The 18,578-nt window shown below is 63.3% G+C and carries 20 protein-coding genes; 8 read left to right on the top strand and 12 right to left on the bottom strand.

The window, feature by feature from the left end:
- Nucleotides 1-50 precede the first annotated feature (50 nt).
- Nucleotides 51-1,421 carry a metalloprotease PmbA gene (gene pmbA / locus P0D96_RS35640; RefSeq protein ID WP_132373533.1) on the bottom strand — a complete coding sequence of 457 codons (1,371 nt, stop codon included), beginning with the start codon at nt 1,419-1,421 and terminating at the stop codon, nt 51-53.
- Nucleotides 1,422-1,698: 277 nt separating this feature from the next.
- Here pmbA and yjgA point away from each other — a divergent pair, with 277 nt between their 5' ends.
- Nucleotides 1,699-2,313, top strand: a complete 615-nt coding sequence (gene yjgA, locus P0D96_RS35645) for a ribosome biogenesis factor YjgA (protein WP_408318358.1) — start codon at nt 1,699-1,701, stop codon at nt 2,311-2,313.
- The gene (gene mog, locus P0D96_RS35650; protein WP_132373532.1) at nt 2,294-2,938 is read left to right on the top strand and encodes a molybdopterin adenylyltransferase; all 645 of its coding nucleotides are present in this window, start codon (nt 2,294-2,296) and stop codon (nt 2,936-2,938) included. The genes yjgA and mog overlap by 20 nt, the downstream gene beginning before the upstream one ends.
- Nucleotides 2,939-2,971: 33 nt before the next feature.
- Here mog and orn read toward each other — a convergent pair whose 3' ends face one another.
- Nucleotides 2,972-3,583 carry an oligoribonuclease gene (orn, locus tag P0D96_RS35655; RefSeq protein ID WP_408318344.1) on the bottom strand — a complete coding sequence of 204 codons (612 nt, stop codon included), beginning with the start codon at nt 3,581-3,583 and terminating at the stop codon, nt 2,972-2,974.
- Nucleotides 3,584-3,750: 167 nt separating this feature from the next.
- On the opposite strand from orn, the gene P0D96_RS35660 reads away from it, so the two are divergent.
- The 3 genes from P0D96_RS35660 to P0D96_RS35670 are packed head-to-tail and all read left to right on the top strand — an operon-like array spanning nt 3,751 to nt 6,279.
- Nucleotides 3,751-5,010 (top strand): M48 family metallopeptidase, encoded by a 1,260-nt coding sequence (locus P0D96_RS35660; protein ID WP_132373530.1) that lies wholly within the window; start codon nt 3,751-3,753, stop codon nt 5,008-5,010.
- Nucleotides 5,007-5,957: a ribosome small subunit-dependent GTPase A gene (rsgA, locus tag P0D96_RS35665; RefSeq protein WP_408318346.1), complete on the top strand. Its 951-nt coding sequence runs from the start codon at nt 5,007-5,009 to the stop codon at nt 5,955-5,957. Before P0D96_RS35660 ends, rsgA begins: the two co-directional genes overlap by 4 nt.
- 1 nt (nt 5,958) lies before the next feature.
- Nucleotides 5,959-6,279, top strand: a complete 321-nt coding sequence (locus P0D96_RS35670; RefSeq protein ID WP_408290562.1) for a putative signal transducing protein — start codon at nt 5,959-5,961, stop codon at nt 6,277-6,279.
- A 110-nt stretch (nt 6,280-6,389) separates the two neighbouring features.
- Here the strand turns inward: P0D96_RS35670 and P0D96_RS35675 are convergent, their stop codons facing one another.
- The 6 genes from P0D96_RS35675 to rpsP form a co-directional block, all read right to left on the bottom strand.
- Nucleotides 6,390-7,328, bottom strand: a complete 939-nt coding sequence (locus P0D96_RS35675; protein WP_115102193.1) for a CobD/CbiB family protein — start codon at nt 7,326-7,328, stop codon at nt 6,390-6,392.
- A gap of 114 nt (nt 7,329-7,442) precedes the next feature.
- Nucleotides 7,443-8,159, bottom strand: coding sequence for a CoA pyrophosphatase (locus tag P0D96_RS35680; RefSeq protein WP_408290541.1), 717 nt, complete (start codon nt 8,157-8,159; stop codon nt 7,443-7,445).
- 93 nt (nt 8,160-8,252) lie between these two features.
- Nucleotides 8,253-8,639: a 50S ribosomal protein L19 gene (rplS, locus tag P0D96_RS35685; protein WP_074765043.1), complete on the bottom strand. Its 387-nt coding sequence runs from the start codon at nt 8,637-8,639 to the stop codon at nt 8,253-8,255.
- A gap of 145 nt (nt 8,640-8,784) precedes the next feature.
- Nucleotides 8,785-9,552, bottom strand: a complete 768-nt coding sequence (gene trmD / locus P0D96_RS35690) for a tRNA (guanosine(37)-N1)-methyltransferase TrmD (RefSeq protein ID WP_408181087.1) — start codon at nt 9,550-9,552, stop codon at nt 8,785-8,787.
- A gap of 24 nt (nt 9,553-9,576) precedes the next feature.
- A complete protein-coding gene (gene rimM / locus P0D96_RS35695) occupies nt 9,577-10,323 on the bottom strand; it encodes a ribosome maturation factor RimM (RefSeq protein ID WP_408290544.1) in 747 nt (248 codons plus the stop codon).
- Nucleotides 10,324-10,443: 120 nt separating this feature from the next.
- Entirely contained in the window at nt 10,444-10,698 is a 255-nt protein-coding gene (gene rpsP / locus P0D96_RS35700; RefSeq protein ID WP_007180912.1) for a 30S ribosomal protein S16, read from the bottom strand.
- 223 nt (nt 10,699-10,921) lie between these two features.
- Here rpsP and P0D96_RS35705 point away from each other — a divergent pair, with 223 nt between their 5' ends.
- Nucleotides 10,922-12,055 (top strand): PQQ-dependent sugar dehydrogenase, encoded by a 1,134-nt coding sequence (locus tag P0D96_RS35705; RefSeq protein ID WP_459252703.1) that lies wholly within the window; start codon nt 10,922-10,924, stop codon nt 12,053-12,055.
- A 274-nt stretch (nt 12,056-12,329) separates the two neighbouring features.
- Nucleotides 12,330-12,797, top strand: coding sequence for an NINE protein (locus tag P0D96_RS35710; RefSeq protein WP_408318350.1), 468 nt, complete (start codon nt 12,330-12,332; stop codon nt 12,795-12,797).
- Between the two features lie 16 nt (nt 12,798-12,813).
- On the opposite strand, the gene P0D96_RS35715 is transcribed toward P0D96_RS35710, so the two are convergent.
- Both P0D96_RS35715 and P0D96_RS35720 read right to left on the bottom strand, forming a co-directional pair.
- Nucleotides 12,814-13,959: a PA0069 family radical SAM protein gene (locus P0D96_RS35715; RefSeq protein WP_408318352.1), complete on the bottom strand. Its 1,146-nt coding sequence runs from the start codon at nt 13,957-13,959 to the stop codon at nt 12,814-12,816.
- Nucleotides 13,960-14,057: 98 nt separating this feature from the next.
- Entirely contained in the window at nt 14,058-14,546 is a 489-nt protein-coding gene (locus P0D96_RS35720) for an Lrp/AsnC ligand binding domain-containing protein (protein WP_007180908.1), read from the bottom strand.
- 168 nt (nt 14,547-14,714) lie between these two features.
- On the opposite strand from P0D96_RS35720, the gene P0D96_RS35725 reads away from it, so the two are divergent.
- Entirely contained in the window at nt 14,715-16,001 is a 1,287-nt protein-coding gene (locus P0D96_RS35725; RefSeq protein WP_408290550.1) for a D-amino acid dehydrogenase, read from the top strand.
- 121 nt (nt 16,002-16,122) lie between these two features.
- On the opposite strand, the gene P0D96_RS35730 is transcribed toward P0D96_RS35725, so the two are convergent.
- Nucleotides 16,123-17,913: an acyl-CoA dehydrogenase gene (locus tag P0D96_RS35730; RefSeq protein ID WP_408290552.1), complete on the bottom strand. Its 1,791-nt coding sequence runs from the start codon at nt 17,911-17,913 to the stop codon at nt 16,123-16,125.
- Nucleotides 17,914-18,016: 103 nt separating this feature from the next.
- Nucleotides 18,017-18,578, bottom strand: a 562-nt coding sequence (locus tag P0D96_RS35735) for an electron transfer flavoprotein subunit alpha/FixB family protein (protein WP_408318354.1), incomplete at its 5' end; no start/stop codon positions are given.

Raw genomic sequence — 18,578 nt, forward strand, 5'->3', positions numbered from 1 at the left:
CGGGCCCGCAGGCCAATGAACCGGCCCGCCGAACAGCGGCTGAAACCCTGTTATTGCCCCGCGATCGTCATCCGCTCGATCAACACCGAGCCGGTCTGCTTAGTGCCGCGCGTGATCGTATCCGCGCCGATCGCGACGATGTGGTGGAACATCTCCTGCAGCGTGCTCGCCACCGTGATCTCCTCGACCGGATACTGGATCTTGCCGTTCTCGACCCAGAAGCCCGACGCGCCGCGCGAATAGTCGCCCGTCACGTAGTTCACGCCCTGCCCCATCAGTTCGGTCAGCAACAGGCCCGTACCGAGCTTGCGCAGCATCTCTTCGAAGTCGTCTTCCGGACGCGTATTCGAGCTCCGCAGCGACAGATTGTGCGAGCCGCCGGCATTGCCGGTGGTTTGCATGCCGAGCTTGCGCGCCGAGTAGGTAGACAGGAAATAACCCTCCACCACGCCGTCCTTCACCACCGAACGCTGTTTGGTGCGCACGCCTTCTTCGTCGAACGGCGCGCTGCCCATGGCACGGGCGACGTGCGGGTCTTCGACCACCTGCACGTGCGGAGCGAACACCGGTTTGCCCAGGCTATCGACGAGGAACGAGGTCTTGCGATACAGCGCGCCGCCGCTCGTGGCCTGCACGAAGGCGCCGAGGATGCCCGCGGCGAGCGGCGCTTCGAACAGCACCGGCACCTTGCGCGTATCCAGACCGCGCGCGCCGATGCGCGCCAGCGCGCGTTGCGCCGCGTAACGGCCCACGGCTTCGGGATCGGCCAGCTCTTCGGCGCTGCGGGTGGACGTGTACCAGTCGTCGCGCTGCATGTTGCGGGCGCTGCCCGCAATCGGCGCGCACGCGATGTAATGGCGCGAGTACGGATAGCCGGCCAGGAAGCCGCGCGAGGTGGCCAGCACGAACTGTGAGTGCTGTGCCGAGACGCTCGCGCCTTCCGAATTCTTGATCTGCGGATCGGTCGCGAACGCGGCGTCTTCCGAGCGGCGAGCGATCTCCACCGCTTCGTCCGCGGACAGATTCCACGGGTGATAGAGATCGAGATCGCGCGGCGCCGTTTCCAGCAACTCCGCTTCGGCGAGACCCGCGCAATCGTCTTCCGCCGTGAAGCGGGCGATGTTGTAGGCCGCCGCGACCGTGTCCTTCAAAGCCTGCGACGAGAAGTCCGAAGTGCTCGCATTGCCGCGCTTGTTGCCGATGAACACCGTCACCCCGACCATCTTGTCGCGGTTGTGCTCGATCGTCTCGACTTCGCCGCGCCGCACGGAGACGGACAGGCCGTCGCCTTCGGAAATCTCGGTCGCCGCGTCGGTACCGCCGAGCGACTTCGCGTGACGAAGGATGTCCGAGGCGATTTCCTTCAGTTCATCCTGGGTATGCGGAAAAAAGCGCTGCTTGACGTCCATGTCTGCTGCCATTGTCGTTGCCGTCCTGTTCGGGGCCGAGCGGCCCAGTGTGTTCGCTGTGTTCGCACCGGTCACGCACATGCCTGGCGCATACGCGCGCCGATGTCCGCGCCTGTGTCCGATTACGTATCCCGCGATCATAGCAAGGTACGCGATGCCGTACCTGGCATTCGCTGCGCCTCGCCTCACCGCCGTCCGAGCGCCGCCTCGCCATCGCTTCGCAAGGCGCGAGGCCCTTGTGCGCGGCAGCACCGCGGGTGCGGTGGGCGCGGCACGCTACAATATCGGAATGACACGCAAAACCCGCATTCAACCCATCGAATCCGCCGAGCCGGAAGTCGACGAGAACGGCTACGACCGTCCCAGCAAGTCCCAGCTCAAGCGCGAAATGCACGAGCTGCAGGAACTGGGCTCGGCGCTGATCGCGCTGCCCAAAGACGCGCTCAAGCGCATGCCGATGCCCGAAAAGCTCGACGACGCCGTGCGCGAAGCGCGCCGCATCACCGATCACGAAGGCAAACGCCGCCAGGTGCAATACGTCGGCCGCGTGATGCGCTCGCTGCTGGACGAGGAAACCGCCGCGCTGCGCACCGCGCTCGACACCTATAACGGCGTCAACAAGGCGGAAACGGCCAAGCTCCACTGGATCGAGCGCACCCGCGAAAAGCTGCTCGCCGACGACGCCGCGCTGACCGAGTTCATCCGCCAGCACCCGAACGCCGACCCGCAGCAGGGCCGCACGCTGATCCGCAACGCCCGTAAGGAAGCGCAGCAGAGCAAGCCGCCGCGCTACTTCCGCGAACTGTTCCAGTGGATCAAGAACGCGGACGGCCCGTCCGCTGAGACCGGTTCCGATGCCGACGACGCCCTGGACGAAGACGACGATGACGACCGCGACGCCTAAGGCGGCACGTAAGCACCCCGACGAAATCGTGATCGGCCTCGTGTCGATCAGCGACCGCGCGTCCACCGGCGTGTACGAGGACAAAGGCATTCCGGCCTTGCAGGAATGGCTCGGCGCGGCCCTCACCTCGCCGTGGCAAGTGGTCACCCGCCTGATTCAGGACGACGCGCCGACGATTTCCGCCACGCTGACCGAACTGGTCGACGAGGTCGGCTGCGATCTGGTGTTGACCACCGGCGGCACCGGCCCGTCGCGCCGCGACGTGACGCCCGAGGCGACGCTGGCCGTCGCCACCAAGGAAATGCCGGGGTTCGGCGAACAGATGCGGCAGATCAGCCTGAATTTCGTGCCGACCGCGATTCTGTCGCGCCAGGTCGCGGTGATCCGCGAAACGGCGGAGCACGCGGCGCTGATCATCAACCTGCCGGGTCAGCCGAAGTCGATCAAGGAAACGCTGGAAGGCTTGCGCGACGCCGAAGCAGGCGGCGCGGTGAAGGTGCCGGGCATTTTCGCCGCGGTGCCGTACTGCATTGACCTGATCGGCGGACCGTACGTGGAAACCAACGCCGACGTGGTGAAGGCGTTCCGGCCGAAGAACGCGCAGCGCGCGCCCCGGCCGGCTTAGGCGCGCTTTTTCTACTGCTGCTATTCCGCAGTTTTATTCCGCGCCGTCTGCGGGGTCCGGTGCCGACGGGATCAGGAAGTGCTCGCGGTAGTACTTCAGCTCGTCGATCGACTCGTGGATATCGGCCAGCGCCGTGTGCATCGCGCGTTTCTGGAAGCCCTTGTAGATGGCCGGCTGCCAGCGGCGGCACAGTTCCTTCAGCGTGCTGACGTCGAGATTGCGGTAATGGAAGAAGCGCTCCAGATCCGGCATCCAGCGTGCCATGAAGCGGCGGTCCTGGCAGATCGAGTTGCCGCACATCGGCGATTTGCCCGGCGGCACGTAGACGCTCAGGAAATCGCGGATCTGTTCGGTGGCGTCGGCCTCGCTCACCGTGGACGCCTTCACGCGGTCGATCAGGCCCGAGCGGCCGTGCGTGTTCTGATTCCACTGATCCATTTTGGCGAGCGTCTCGTCGCTCTGATGAATCGCCAGTACCGGACCTTCGACCATCCTGTCGAGCGTCGAATTCGTCACCACTACCGCGATTTCGATGATGCGGTCGGAGTCGGGCTCGAGCCCGGTCATTTCCATGTCCAGCCAGACGAGATTCATGTCGCTGCGCACGAGCGGCGGCTGTTCGGTGGATGCGAGGATGTCAGTCATGAAGGCAGCCCTGATGGCCGGGCAAACGGCTTCTCTGCAAGCCCGCCTGCCGCGGCAATTGTTCGTTTGAGATTGGATTAAGCTGGTTTGGGCTAGTTTGAGCCCATCCCCCGCCGCGAGGCGGGAAGAAACATATAATTCTCGCATAGATACCACGGAATCCCCGGATGCCTACCCTGTACTTCACCGTTCTGTTCGTCATCGCCGTCGTGGCGATGGTCGGCACCAAACTGTGGCTCGCGTCGCGGCAGATCCGCTTCGTGGCCGGCCATCGCGAGCAGGTGCCGAGCCAGTTCGCCGGCACCATCGCGCTGACCGCGCACCAGCGCGCCGCCGACTACACCGTCGAGCGCACCCGCCTCACCATGATCGAGATCGTCGTCAGCGCGGCGGTGCTGATCGGCCTCACGCTGCTCGGCGGCGTGCAAGCGCTCGATCTGGGCATCTCCGACTGGCTCGGCCGCGGTTACGTCGGCCAGATCGCACTGGTCGCGGCGGTGATCGCGATCACCAGCGCGATCGACCTGCCTTTCGACTACTACCGGCAGTTCGTGGTCGAGCAGCGCTTCGGCTTCAACCGCATGAGCAAAGGCATTTTCTTCGTCGACCGGATCAAGGGCGTGCTGCTCGGCGCCGCGTTCGGCCTGCCGCTGCTGTTCGTCGTGCTGTGGTTGATGAACCAGGCCGGCAGCCTGTGGTGGCTGTGGACGTGGATCGTGTGGGTCGCCTTTCAGATGCTCGTGCTGGTGCTGTATCCGTCGTTTATCGCGCCGCTTTTCAACAAGTTCGAGCCGCTCAAGGACGAAGCGCTGAAAAGCCGCATCGAGGCGCTGATGCAGCGCTGCGGCTTCGCCGCCAAGGGCCTCTTCGTGATGGACGGCAGCCGCCGTTCGGCACACGGCAACGCCTACTTCACCGGCTTCGGCGCGGCCAAGCGGATCGTGTTCTTCGACACGCTGCTCGCGCGCCTGTCGGGCAGCGAGATCGAAGCCGTGCTCGCGCACGAACTCGGCCACTTCAAGCGTCGTCATGTGATCAAACGCATGCTCGTCACCTTCGCGATCAGTCTCGCGATGCTCGCCCTGCTCGGCTGGCTCACGCAGTGCGTGTGGTTCTACGAAGGGCTGGGCGTACGGCCGTCGCTGATCGGCGGCAATAGCGGCCTCGCGCTGGTGCTGTTCTTCCTCGCGCTACCGGTGTTCCTGTTCTTCGTGACGCCGCTCGGCAGCCTCAGCTCGCGCAAGCACGAGTTCGAAGCCGACGCGTTCGCCGCGACGCAGACCGATGCGCAAGACCTCGTCAACGCGCTCGTCAAGCTGTACGAGGACAATGCGTCGACCCTGACGCCCGATCCGCTCTACACCGCGTTCTACTATTCGCATCCGCCGGCGTCGCAGCGGATCGACCGCCTGCTGCGGCACGCATGAGCGGCCGCTCCCCGAAAGCGCCGCGCGCGCCGTCCAGCGCGCGCGTAGGCGGCCTCGTGGTGGCCGCGCATGGCCGCCACTATCTGGTCGCACCGGATGACGGCGGCGCCATGCTCCAATGCTTTCCGCGCGGCAAGCGCAGCGAAGTGGCGGTCGGCGATCGCGTGATTTATGAGCTGGCTTCGGCGGACCAGGGCGTGATCGTCGAAATCGGCGAGCGGCGCAATCTGCTGTATCGCTCGGATCAGTACAAGTCGAAACTGTTCGCTGCAAACCTCGATCAGCTATTAATCGTGCTCGCCACTGAACCTCATTTCAGCGAAGACCTGCTCGGGCGCGCACTCGTCGCCGCTGAGGCGAACGAGTTGAAGCCGTTGATCGTGCTGAACAAGACCGACGTGACCGAAGCGCTCGAAGGCGCGCGCAAGCGGCTCGAATCGTATCGCGCGCTGGGGTATACGGTCGTGGAAGTGTCGATCAAGATGCAGCCCGAAGCCGCGCGTGCCGCGCTGATCGAACATCTGCACGGTCATTCGACGCTGTTGCTCGGCCAGTCCGGCATGGGCAAATCGACGCTTGTGAATCTGCTGATTCCTGATGCCGAAGTCGCCACGCGCGAAATTTCTACTGCGTTGAACAGCGGGCGCCATACGACGACTTTCACGCGTCTCTATCCGCTGCTCGACAGCGCGGACGGCGAAGGCGGCGCGTTGATCGACTCGCCGGGCTTCCAGGAATTCGGCCTGCATCATCTGACCGAAGGCAGGCTGGAGCGCGCGTTTCCGGAGTTCCGGCCGTTGCTGCCGAACTGCCGGTTCTACAATTGCCATCACCTGCATGAGCCCGGTTGCGCGATTCTCGAAGCGGTCGCGGACGGCCGCATCCGCCGCGAACGGCATGCGTTGTATGCGCAACTCGTGCATGAAGCCAGTCAGATCGTCCGCTGACATGAAACTGATGCGCGCGCCGAATCTGATCATCGGACAGCATTGGGTCAATGTGCTGGCGACTGCGGGCATTGCTTGCGAGTTGCACAACCGCTATCTGAACGGCGCGCTCGGCGATATTCCCGCGGATCAGTGCTCGCCTGAGCTTTGGCTCGTCGACGAACGCGATGAGGCGATGGCGCGGAGGTTGATCGACGCGGCGTTGCATGGGCCGGCGGCGGGGTCGCCTGGCTGGCGATGTCGTCAGTGTGGTGAGACGCTCGAAGCGCAGTTTACGGTGTGCTGGCAGTGTGGGACGGCGCGCGATCCGCGGGATGGGTGAAGGGCTCGTTATTGACCGTGCTGATCGAGGCAGCGGCATGAGCGGATAAAAAAAGCCGGACATTGTTTGTCCGGCTTTTTTCGTAGCGAGCAGCGCTTAGCGTAGCGACGTCACGCCAGCCACACCGCGATCGTCAGCATCAGCAGCAAAATCATCCACAACACCACCGCGCGCCACACCAGACCCACGGCCGATTGCAGCGTGCGCGGCGTGCAGTCGTCGCCGACCTGCATCGGGCCGCCGTCGCCGGTGGCGAGCGCGTCGAGGCTCGACGGTTCAGCCAGCGGCCCGCTCAGACGTGCGCCCAACGCACCGCTACCCGCGGCCAGCAACACGCCGTCGTTCGCATCCGGCCATTGGCGCGCATGGTTGCGCCATGCATAAATCGCGTCTTCGAAATTGCCGACGATCGCGAAACCCAGCGACGTCAGCCGCGCCGGCACCCAGTCGATCACGAAGAAGGCGCGCTGCGCGAAGCTCGAAAACGCGACCGTGCGGTCGTCGACCGGCCGTGCCCACGTGCGCGCCAGATATTCGGCAATCCGATACAGCACCGCGCCCGCCGGGCCGACCGGAATCAGAAACCAGAAGAACACGCCGAACACGTGCCGATGCGAAGCGACCACCGCATGAATCAACGTATGGCGCACGATCTCGCTGACAGGCATGTCGACGGTATCGAGCCCGGTCCATTCGTTCAGGATCTCACGCGCGCGCGGCACGTCGTCGTTATTCAACGCGAGGTGGATGTCCGTGAAGTAGTGGCTGAACTGGCGGAAGCCCAGCGTGAAGTACAGCACCGCGACGTTCCACAGGAACGCCAGCGCAAAGTGAATGTGATAGAGCACGTAGTAGACGAGCGCGACGGCCAGCGTCCAGGGCACCACCACCACGAGCCAGGCGAGCAAGCCGTGCTTCGGCTTGCCGGCATCGAATCCGTGCGCCGCCGACTCCGCATGGTATTGAAGCAACGCCGACACCGGATTGTTCGGCGACAACGCGCGTACCTGTTCAATGATCAGAGCCAGCAATACGGAGAAAAAAGTCATGCGATGCGCCGTGCTTTTCGAGTTTTACGATTGTTTTATAACGATAGCACAGGGTCGGATGCCACTGAGCGCGGACGTCGACAAACACCTGACAACTGCACAGTCCGGTGCAACTCAGGCCGCAAGGAAGCGATAGAAGTTGCGCAGCATCGCCGCCGTCGCGCCCCAGATGAAATAGTGGCTGCCGACTTCGCTGCCGTTCTCCTCGGGTTCAGCCGATGCGGCGCGCGGATACGGCATCGCGAAAAAACGGCGCTCGCCGCCTTCATAGCGGAACACGCGCACTTCGTGGTGCATGGGGTTCATCAGGAAGGCGAGCGGCACTTCGAAGACTTCGGCCACTTCGAGCGCGTCCGCCTTCACCGTGAACGGCGGATGCACGAGGCCGATCACCGGCGTCACACGAAAACCGGTGCCCGTCAGATAGTCGGGCAATGCGCCGAGAATTTCCACGCGCGATGGATCGAGGCCGACCTCCTCCTCCGCTTCCCGCAGCGCGGTGGCCGTGGCATCGGCGTCGAACGGTTCGTGGCGGCCGCCTGGAAAGCTCACCTGGCCAGCGTGATCGTTCAGATGGTCGGCACGCTGCGTCAGCAGCACGGTCAGGCCGTGCTCGCGGACCACCAGCGGCACCAGTACCGCCGCGACGCGCGGATCGGCGTGGGCATCGCGCCAGGGCGCATCGACGACGAGCTCGGGGGTCCAGGCAAGACGCTGCTCGAAGCGGGCGCGCAGGCCATCAGGCGTGAGACGCGCGCCCGCCACCGGCGGCAGATCGGCGCCTGTCGCTTCGACAGGCAGGGTTTCAGGCTCAAAGACGGGGCGGGTCAACGGGTCTCTCGAAATGAGCGGATAGGGGACATTCCGCTATTTTGACCTGGCAAACAAAAAAGCACCCGCGAGGGGTGCTTTTTCTTACAGCATTTACGCTTGGGAAGCAGCGCGGTCTTTCGAGACCAGCTTTTCCTTGATCCGGGCCGACTTGCCCGAACGGTCGCGCAGGTAGTACAGCTTCGCACGACGCACATCGCCACGACGCTTCACGACGATGCTTGCCAGCAGCGGCGAGTACGTCTGGAACGTACGCTCGACGCCTTCGCCCGACGAAATCTTGCGGACGATGAACGACGAATTCAGACCACGATTACGCTTGGCGATCACGACGCCTTCGTAAGCCTGAACACGCTTACGCGTGCCTTCAACCACGTTCACGCTGACGATCACCGTATCGCCGGGAGCGAATTCGGGGATGGTTTTCTCGCCGAGAGCGCGGCCGATTTCTTCCTGCTCGAGAATTGCAATCAGATTCATCACTGACTCCTAAGTCCATCTTGTCGACGTTCGTACCTGCCTCGTGAAAACACTTGGCTACGGCCCCGATAGAGGATGGGTTCACATCTGGCGCCGTGCACGCATGCGCGGCGCCGCCTAATGTCCGCTCGAAAGACCCAAGGCTTTACGCCTTCGACTCTTCCTTCGCGAGACTCGCAAGCCATGCCTCGTCGGCACGGCTCAACATCTTGTTCTTTCTGGCCTTCACGATCAGATCGGGCCGTTTGTTCAACGTGTTGCGCAAGGCTTCCCGCCGACGCCACGCTTCGATCTCCGCATGATGGCCGCCGAGCAGCACATCGGGCACACGCACGCCGTCGTATTCCTCGGGGCGCGTGTAATGCGGGCAATCCAGCAGCACGTCGACAAAACTATCCTGCACCGCCGACTGCGAGTCGTTGAGCACACCGGGCAACTGACGCACCACGGCATCCATCAAGGCCATGGCCGGCAATTCGCCGCCCGACAGCACGAAGTCGCCAAGGCTGACTTCTTCATCGACGACACGGTCCAGCAAACGCTGATCGATCGCTTCATAGCGCCCGCACAACAGGATCAGACCGGGTTCGGCCGCGAACTGCATGACACGGTCGTGATTCAGAGTGGCGCCTTGCGGCGACATCATCACGACGCGCGACGCGCCGATGCCCTGCTCCGCCTGCGCTGCTTTCGCCGCGCCGATCGCGTCTTCCAGCGGCTTGGCCAGCATCACCATGCCGGGGCCGCCGCCGTACGGGCGATCGTCGATCGTGCGGTAGTTGTCGGTGGTGAAATCGCGCGGATTCCACGTACGCAACCCGTAGCGCTCCTGCTTCGCCGCACGGCTGGTGATACCCCAGTCGGTCAGCGCGCGAAACATGTCAGGAAAGAGCGTGACGACATCGAACTGCATCGCTCTCTCCATTCAGCGAATTATTTAGTAATCGGCTTCCCAGTCGACAGTGATCTGCTTCGCCGCCTGGTCCACCGTTTTGACAAAGACGCCGACGAACGGGATCAAACGCTCGCCGGTTGCCGGCTTGCCGCTTTTGTCGGTAGCCGGATATTCGATACGCATCACCGAGTGCGCACCGTTGTCGATCATGTCTGCAACCTTGCCGAGATTGACCCCGGCAACGTTCACCACATCGAGGCCAAGCAGGTCGACCCAGTAGAATTCGTCGGCTTCGAGGGCCGGAAATTCGCTGCGGCTGATATAGACGCGTGAGCCGCGCAGTGCCAGCGCCACATCACGGTCAGTGACGCCGCCCAGATGGGCAACCACACTGTCGCTATGCGTTTTCGCTTGCAACGACGGCGCCGACTTGCGCTCCTGGCCTTTGAGCAGCCACCAGCGCTTCGCGCTCAGCAAAGCATCGCCGCCATGCCCGGCATCCGCATGAGCGGCTACCTTGACCCAGCCTTTGAGGCCGTATGCGTCGACGATTGCGCCAACCTCAACCGCGTCGGCCGGCCAGGTTTCCACCGTTTCCATGCGCATTTCTCCTGCACCGGAACCGGCGTTTGCAACATTGGCTTTCGCCTTGCCTTCTGCTTTTTCGACCGTCTTGCGGACGAATGCACCGAACGGCGCCTGATCAGACGTCTTCGCGCGCGGGGCTGCTGCTGCTTTTGTCGCTTGTGCCTTTACGCGACCAGAACTGCCGGAATCACGCTCAGACATAAGAGAACCTCGCTGCCAGCTTCGACGCCTGCTTCAGCAAAACAACTCGCGCATCGGACTGCTCACGCACACCGCGCGAGCCGCCGGTCGACCCGACGACGATACGCATGCTAGCCACCATTAAGCAGCCGGCTGCGCCTTTGCAGCTTCCTTCACGAGACGCTCGACGGTCGGCGACAGTTGTGCGCCAACGCCTTGCCAATACGTCAGGCGGTCCTGAGCGATACGCAGGGACTCACCCTTCGTAGCGACCGGGTTGTAGAAGCCAACGCGCTCGATGAAGCGGCCGTCACGACGGTTACGCGAATCGGTTGCGACGATGTTGTAGAACGGGCGCTTCTTGGAGCCGCCACGAGCCAAGCGGATGATGACCATACTAGAATCCTTGAAAACCGGGGTTCGGAACGACTGAAACACGCGATTATAGCGGGAAACCGACGCCATAACAAACACTTACCCGGATAAACTGAGCGACGGGGTTGCGCCGGCCATACAGGCGGGAGCCCGGAACCACGTCGAAACGCCCGAATCACCTGACGGAGCGCCCGTGAAACTCCTGCTGCCAATTGTGTTTTTGCGCGCTTTTTTTACCGCCGCCATGCGGATTGCCGTCTTGGCGCTCGCTTTGCGAAGCCGGGGCCTGCGCGCAGGCGCCGCCGTGTTGCTCGCCGCAACCGCCCTGCCGGCGCTCGCCGCTTTGCCGGTGGACCGAATCAAACTGCCGCCAGGCTTCCATATCGCGGTCTTGTCGGACGCCGTGCCGAGCGCGCGAGCCATGGCGCTCTCGCCGAAGGGCATTCTTTATATAGGCAGCCTCGACGGCCACGTGTACGCGCTCGAATTGCAAAACGGACGCGTCACGGCGCGCCATGTGATCGCTTCCGGGCTGGAAACGCCAGCGGGCGTGGCGTGGCGCGATGGCGCGCTCTATGTCTCCGAGGTGTCGAAAATCGTACGCTTCGATGCGATCGACACCCACCTGAACGATCCGCCCAAGCCCGCCGTCGTGATCGATACATTACCCACGGAGACGCACCACGGCTGGAAATTCATAGCGTTCGGCCCGGACGGCAAGTTATACGTGCCGCAAGGCGCGCCATGCAACGTCTGCCTGAAAGATCGCAACCGCTTCGCACTGATCGGCCGCATGGATCCGGACGGCAGTCACTACGAAGTCGTCGCGCGCGGCATCCGCAATTCGGTCGGCTTCGCATGGCATCCCGTGACGCACGAACTGTGGTTCACCGACAACGGCCGCGACCTGCTGGGCGACGACGTGCCGGACGACAAGCTCAACCGCGCGCCGCGCGCCGGGATGGATTTCGGCTTTCCGTACTGCCACGGCGGCGACACGCCCGATCCCGAGTTCGGCAAGGACCATCCGTGCAGCGCGTTTACGCCGCCCGTGGTCAAACTCGGTGCTCATGTCGCAGCGCTCGGCATGCGCTTTTACAGCGGATCGATGTTTCCGCCCGCTTACCGGAACAGTATTTTTATCGCCGAGCACGGATCGTGGAATCGCAGCAAGAAGATCGGCTATCGCGTCGTCCACGTAACTACGGACCCGGACGGCAGCAACGCGCGCCAGGAAGTCTTTGCCGAAGGCTGGCTTCAGTCCGGCGAGAGCGAGTGGGGGCGCCCGGCCGACGTGTTGCCACTGCCCGATGGTTCGCTCCTGATCAGCGACGATTACGCCGGCGCTGTCTATCGCGTCACCTATTCGGCGCCGTAGCCTGCCTCAAGCGACTCGCCGCCTTGAACGCCGGGCGCTCGGAAAGTCCAGCCAGTCAGACGAATCTCGCCGCCCTTGCAGCCCCTCGTTCCGGCGCATCTCACACAACCCGCTCGGCCGACCGACTCGATCCAATGCTTCTCGCACCACCCGTCCCGCGACCGCGACCACCCGTCACGTGACCGGCGGCCTGCGGCGGGCGTAGAATGCGCGTCGGTCCGCGCAAGCCCGCGCGCCGCTCCTTTCGACCGCCTGTCACTCTGCTCTGGCCTACATGTCCACCCTTGTTTCGAATTCTCCGCGTTTCAGATCCAAGACGATTACAGCCGCCCTGGCGTTCTTCTTCGGCAGCCTTGGCGCGCATCGCTTCTATCTGTACGGCATGCGCGACATCTACGGTTGGGCTCACGTGATCGGCACGCTGATCGGCATTCCGGGCGCCATGCTGCTGGTGGCCAGCGAACGGTCGTCGATGCTCGGCTGGGCGCTGGCCTTTCCCGGCGCGGTCTCGCTACTCGCGGCGTTTCTTGCCGCGATCGTCTACGGGTTGCGCCCGGACGAAAAGTGGGACGCGCAGTTCAACGCTCAGACCCAACGCAAAAGCCGCTCCGGCTGGACGGTCATTTTCATCGTGATTTTTTCGCTGCTGATCGGCGCCTTCCTGCTGATGACCGGCCTCGCCATTTCGTTCCAGACCTACTTCGAAAGTCAGGTGCAGGCGGCGAAAGCGCTCTCGCAGTGATCCGGCGCGCGCCGCGTTAAAAAAGATCCAGTTGAGGATCATCGCGCGCCGGTTCGGCGGGACGCGCCGCCTCGACCCGGCGAAAGTGCGACATATCCAGAATGCCGCGGTCGCGCCGGTTCAGGCCCAGCCGGCGCACCGCCTTGTGGAATCGCTGCTTGAGCAGATCCGCCCACAAGCCTTCGCCCTTCATGCGCGTGGAGAAGGACGAGTCGTAGTCCTTGCCGCCGCGCATGTCCCGCACGCGGCTCATCACCCGGTCAGCGCGATCGGGAAAGTGCGCGGCGAGCCAATCCTTGAATAGCGGCGCGACTTCCCAAGGAAGACGCAGCACGATATAGCTCGCATTGCTTGCGCCGGCCTCCGCACAGGCCTCCAGCACGCGTTCCATATCCGGTTCGGTGACGAACGGAATCACCGGCGCGATGCTGACGCCGACCGGAATGCCCGCCTCGCTCAAGGTGCGGATGGTGCGCAGTCGCCGCGACGGCGTGGCCGCGCGCGGTTCCAGCGTGCGAGCGATGTCCGCGTCCAGCGTGGTAATGGTGATGGCCGCCATGAATTGCCCGCGCGCCGCCATGGGCGCCAGCAAATCGAGTTCGCGTTCGATCAGCGACGACTTGGTGATCGCCGCAAACGGATGCTGACGCTCGCTGAGCACTTCGATCACCCTGCGCGTGAGCCGCAAGTCGCGCTCGACCGGTTGCCAGGCGTCCGTATTGACGCCTAGCGCGATTGGCTCCGGCACGTACGACTTCTTCGACAGTTCCCGCTCGAGCAACTCCGGCGCATTGACCTTGGCGTAGATCCGGCTTTCGAAGTCGAGCCCCGGCGACAGCCCCAGATAAGCGTGCGTGGGCCGCGCAAAGCAATAAATGCAGCCGTGCTCGCAGCCGCGATAGGGGTTCAGCGACACGCTGAACGGAATATCCGGCGACGCGTTGCGCGTGAGAATGGTCTTAGCACGCTCTTCGAAGACCTGCGTGCGCAAGACCTTGGGCTCGTCATCGTCTTCCGGCGACGCCAGCCAGCCGTCGTCCACCGCTTCGCGCTGGTCGACTTCGTAGCGGCCTTGCAAGTTCGTCACCGCGCCACGGCCCTTGCGAGGCACGGGCGGTGCGATCGGAAATTCGTTGACGAAGTGGGGGTCGGAGTCGGTCACGGCTGGCACACGCAAAAACGAAAAACGGCGCAAAACACCTGTACAAATATACAGTGTTTACGCCGTTTGTCGAGCCCCGCCCTGCGCCGTCGCGCCGCCTAATCGCCGACCGCGATCGTCAGCGTTTCCTTGATCTCTTCCATCACCACGTAGCTTTTCGACTGCACCGCGCCGGGCAGTTGCAGCAGGATGTCGCCCAGCAGCTTCCGGTAGTCGGCCATTTCGCCGATGCGCGCCTTGATCAGATAGTCGAAATCGCCCGACACGAGATGGCATTCCAGCACTTCCGGAATCTTCTGCACCTCGCGTCGGAACTGGTCGAACATGTTGCCGCTCTTGTGATCCAGCGTGATCTCGACGAACACGAGCAGTGCCGCGCCCAATTCCGCCGGGTTCACGCGCGCGTGGTAGCCGGTGATCACGCCGTCGCGCTCCATCCGCTTGACGCGCTCGATGCACGGCGTGACCGACAGTCCAACCTGTTCGGCCAGGTCTTTCATGGCCATGCGGCCGTCCTGTTGCAGCAGCCGCAGGATCTTGTGATCGAGTTTGTCGAGAGCCCGGACCGGTTGGCGCTGTGTACGCATGGTGTTTTTTCTGAAAATCTTGAAAATACAATAACAAAACCTACCTCACTGTTAATAGTATAGCGGTTAACACTGGGCGAGCCGCATTACACCTCGTGAATCGAACGAATTCCAACGTATCGACGAGCGCATCGCCCTCAGATCTCATTTTGAATACCTGGAGCAGCTATGCGAGTCGTCGTTTTGGGCAGTGGCGTCGTCGGCGTGACCAGCGCGTATTACCTGGCGCGCGCGGGGCACGAAGTGACCGTGATCGATCGCGAGGCCGGCCCGGCGCTCGAAACCAGTTTCGCCAATGCCGGCCAGATTTCGCCGGGCTACGCGTCGCCGTGGGCCGCGCCTGGCGTGCCGCTGAAGGCCGTCAAGTGGATGTTCCAGAAGCACGCGCCGCTGGCGATCCGCCTCGACGGCACGCAATTCCAGTTGCAATGGATGTGGCAGATGCTGCAGAACTGCACGTCGTCGCGTTATGCAGTGAACAAGGGCCGCATGGTCCGCCTCGCTGAATACAGCCGCGACTGCCTGCAAGCGCTGCGCGCCGAAACCGGCATTCAGTACGAAGGCCGCGCTGGCGGCACGCTTCAGGTGTTCCGCACGCAGCAGCAATTCGACGGCGCCGCGAAAGATATCGCCGTGCTGCAGGAAGCCAATGTGCCGTATGAACTGCTGTCGCCGACTGAACTCGCGCGTGCCGAACCGGCGCTCGCCGCGGTGTCGCACAAGCTGAGCGGCGGTCTGCGCCTGCCGGGCGACGAAACCGGCGACTGCCAGATGTTCACCACGCGGCTCGCCGCGCTGGCTGAGGAACTCGGCGTCAAATTCCGCTACAACACGCCGATCGACGCACTCGCGATGGCGGGTGGCCGCATCGCCGGCGTGAAGTGCGGCGAGGAACTGGTGCGCGCGGATTCGTTCGTCGTCGCGCTGGGTTCGTACTCGACCCAGTTCCTGTCCGGTCTGGTGAAGATTCCGGTCTATCCGCTCAAGGGTTATTCGATCACCGCGCCGATCGTCAACGAAGCGTCGGCGCCAGTGTCGACCGTGCTCGACGAAACGTACAAGATCGCGATCACCCGTTTCGACGACCGGATTCGTGTGGGCGGCATGGCCGAGATCGTCGGCTTCGACAAATCGCTGCGCCAGGCGCGTCGCGAAACGCTGGAATTGTGCGTGAACGATCTGTTCCCGGGCGGCGGCGATACGTCGAAGGCCAGCTTCTGGACCGGTCTGCGTCCGATGACGCCGGACGGCACGCCGATCGTCGGCCGCACTCCCGTGCCGAACCTGTTCCTGAACACGGGCCACGGCACGCTGGGCTGGACGATGTCGTGCGGCTCCGGTCAACTGCTCGCCGACGTGATGTCGGGCAAGCAACCGGCCATCAAGGCGGACGATCTGTCGGTGCATCGCTATCTCGGCGAGATCGGCGGCGCGCATCGCCCGGCTTATGCTTAAGGTTTAACGACGACGCTTCGCGAAAGCGGTGGCGCTGGTTTGCGATCTGACAGACCAGCGCGACAAAAACAAACGGCGCCTCACAAGGCGCCGTTTGTTTTTAAGCGAAGCAGAAGCTAACTCAGAACTGATCTTCCGACAAAGCCAGCACACTCTCTCCACCCTTCGCGCTGACAATCGACGCTTCGAGCGCCGACGCCAGCGGCAGCACATGCTCCGCATAGAACTGCGCGGTCGCGATCTTGGCGCCGTAGAACGACGGGTCTTCGTCGCGCTTCTGAGCCGCCACGAGCAACGCACGCGCCATCTGCCAGCCGCCCAGCACGATGCCCGCGAGCGTCAGATACGGCACGCTGCCTGCGAACACCGCGTTCGGATCGCCCTTCGTGTTGGCCACGACGAAATCGACCGCCGCGCTCAACGAGCGCTGGCCCTGCGCGAGATACTTCTTCATCGAATCGAACGCCGGGCCTTGCTGCGCGCCGAGTGCCTCGATCGTTTCAGCCACCTCGGCGAGCAGCGACTTCGCCACCTTGCCGCCGTCCCGCACGGTCTTGCGGCCGATCAGGTCGTTGGCCTGAATCGCGGTCGTGCCTTCGTAGATCGTCAGAATGCGCGCATCGCGGTAGTACTGCGCGGCGCCGGTTTCTTCGATGAAGCCCATGCCGCCATGCACCTGCACGCCGAGGCTCGTGACGTCGATCGACAACTCCGTGCTCCAGCCCTTCACGATCGGCACGAGGTACTCGTAGATCGCCTGATGTTCGGCGCGCTTGCCTTCGTCCGCATGACGATGCGCGATGTCGCAGTGCGCCGCGGCCACGTACGCCAGCGCGCGAGACGCTTCGGTGAGGCCGCGCATGGTGGCAAGCATACGGCGCACGTCCGGATGTTGAATGATCGCGACCGGCTGCTTCGCGGAACCATCCACGGGACGGCTTTGCACGCGATCTTTCGCGTACGCGACCGCCTTCTGATAAGCGCGATCCGAAATGCCGACGCCTTGCATGCCGACAGCGAACCGCGCCGCGTTCATCATGATGAACATGTATTCCAGACCGCGATTTTCTTCGCCGATCAGATGACCGATCGCGCCGCCGTGGTCGCCGAATTGCAGCACCGCGGTCGGGCTCGCCTTGATGCCGAGCTTGTGTTCGATCGACACGCAATGCACGTCGTTGCGTTCGCCGAGCGAACCGTCTTCATTGACGAGAAACTTCGGCACGATAAAGAGCGAAATGCCCTTCACGCCTTCCGGCGCATTCGGCGTGCGGGCCAGCACGAGATGCGCGATGTTCTTCGCCATGTCGTGCTCGCCCCAGGTGATGAAAATCTTCGTGCCGAACAGCTTGAACGAACCGTCGCCTTGCGGCTCGGCGCGCGTGCGTACCAACGCGAGATCGGAACCGGCTTGCGGCTCGGTCAGGTTCATCGTGCCGGTCCACTCGCCGGAAATCAGCTTCGGCACATAGGTTTGTTTTTGCGCTTCGGTGCCGGCGGTGAGCAGCGCTTCGATCGCGCCGTCGGTCAGCAGCGGACACAGCGCGAACGACAAATTCGACGCGTTGAGCATTTCGACGCACGGCGTCGCGATCAGCTTCGGCAGGCCTTGGCCTTCGTAGTCGACGGGATGTTGCACGCCTTGCCAGCCGCCTTCGCCGAACTGGCGAAACGCTTCCTTGAAGCCGGGCGTCGCGGTGACCACGCCGTCTTTCCAGCTGCTCGGATTGCGATCGCCTTCTGCATTCAACGGCGCCAGCACGCCACCGCACAGTTTCGCCGACTCTTCGAGGACGGCTTGCGCCGTCTCGAGGTTCGCGTCTTCGAAGCCCGGCAAGGTCGCGATGTCTTCGAGACCGGCCAGTTCTTTCATCACGAACAGCATGTCCTTGATGGGCGCCGTATAGCTCATTTCAGTTCTCCTCCCGCTTCTGATATAAAAAAAGGGCGCTGGACTTGATCGGTCCCACGCCCTTCATGTGCTGCCAGACGCCTTCTATGCGGCGTTACGGCGCTTAACCGAGTTCGCTAACGAGTTCGGGCACGAGCGTGAACAGATCGCCCACCAGACCGTAATCGGCGACGCTGAAGATCGGCGCTTCTTCGTCCTTGTTGATCGCGACGATCACTTTGCTGTCCTTCATCCCGGCCAGATGCTGGATCGCGCCCGAGATGCCGACTGCGATGTACAACTGCGGCGCGACGATCTTGCCGGTCTGCCCGACCTGATAGTCGTTCGGCACGAAGCCCGCATCGACCGCTGCACGCGATGCGCCCAGCGCGGCGTTCAATTTGTCCGCCAGCGGTTCTAGCACCTTCGTGTAGTTCTCGCCGTTGCCTAGACCGCGGCCACCGGAGACGATGATCTTCGCCGACGTCAGTTCCGGACGATCCAGCTTCGTCACTTCACGGCTGACGAAGGACGAGATGCCGCTGTCGGCTGCCGCTTCGATTTTCTCCACCGATGCGCTGCCGCCTTCGGCTGCCACAGGGTCGAAACCAGTCGTGCGGACCGTGATGACCTTGATCGGATCAGCCGATTGCACTGTTGCGATTGCGTTACCGGCATAAATCGGG

It is taken from the genome of Paraburkholderia sp. RL17-347-BIC-D (assembly GCF_046027915.1).
Taxonomy (GTDB): Bacteria; Pseudomonadota; Gammaproteobacteria; order Burkholderiales; family Burkholderiaceae; genus Paraburkholderia.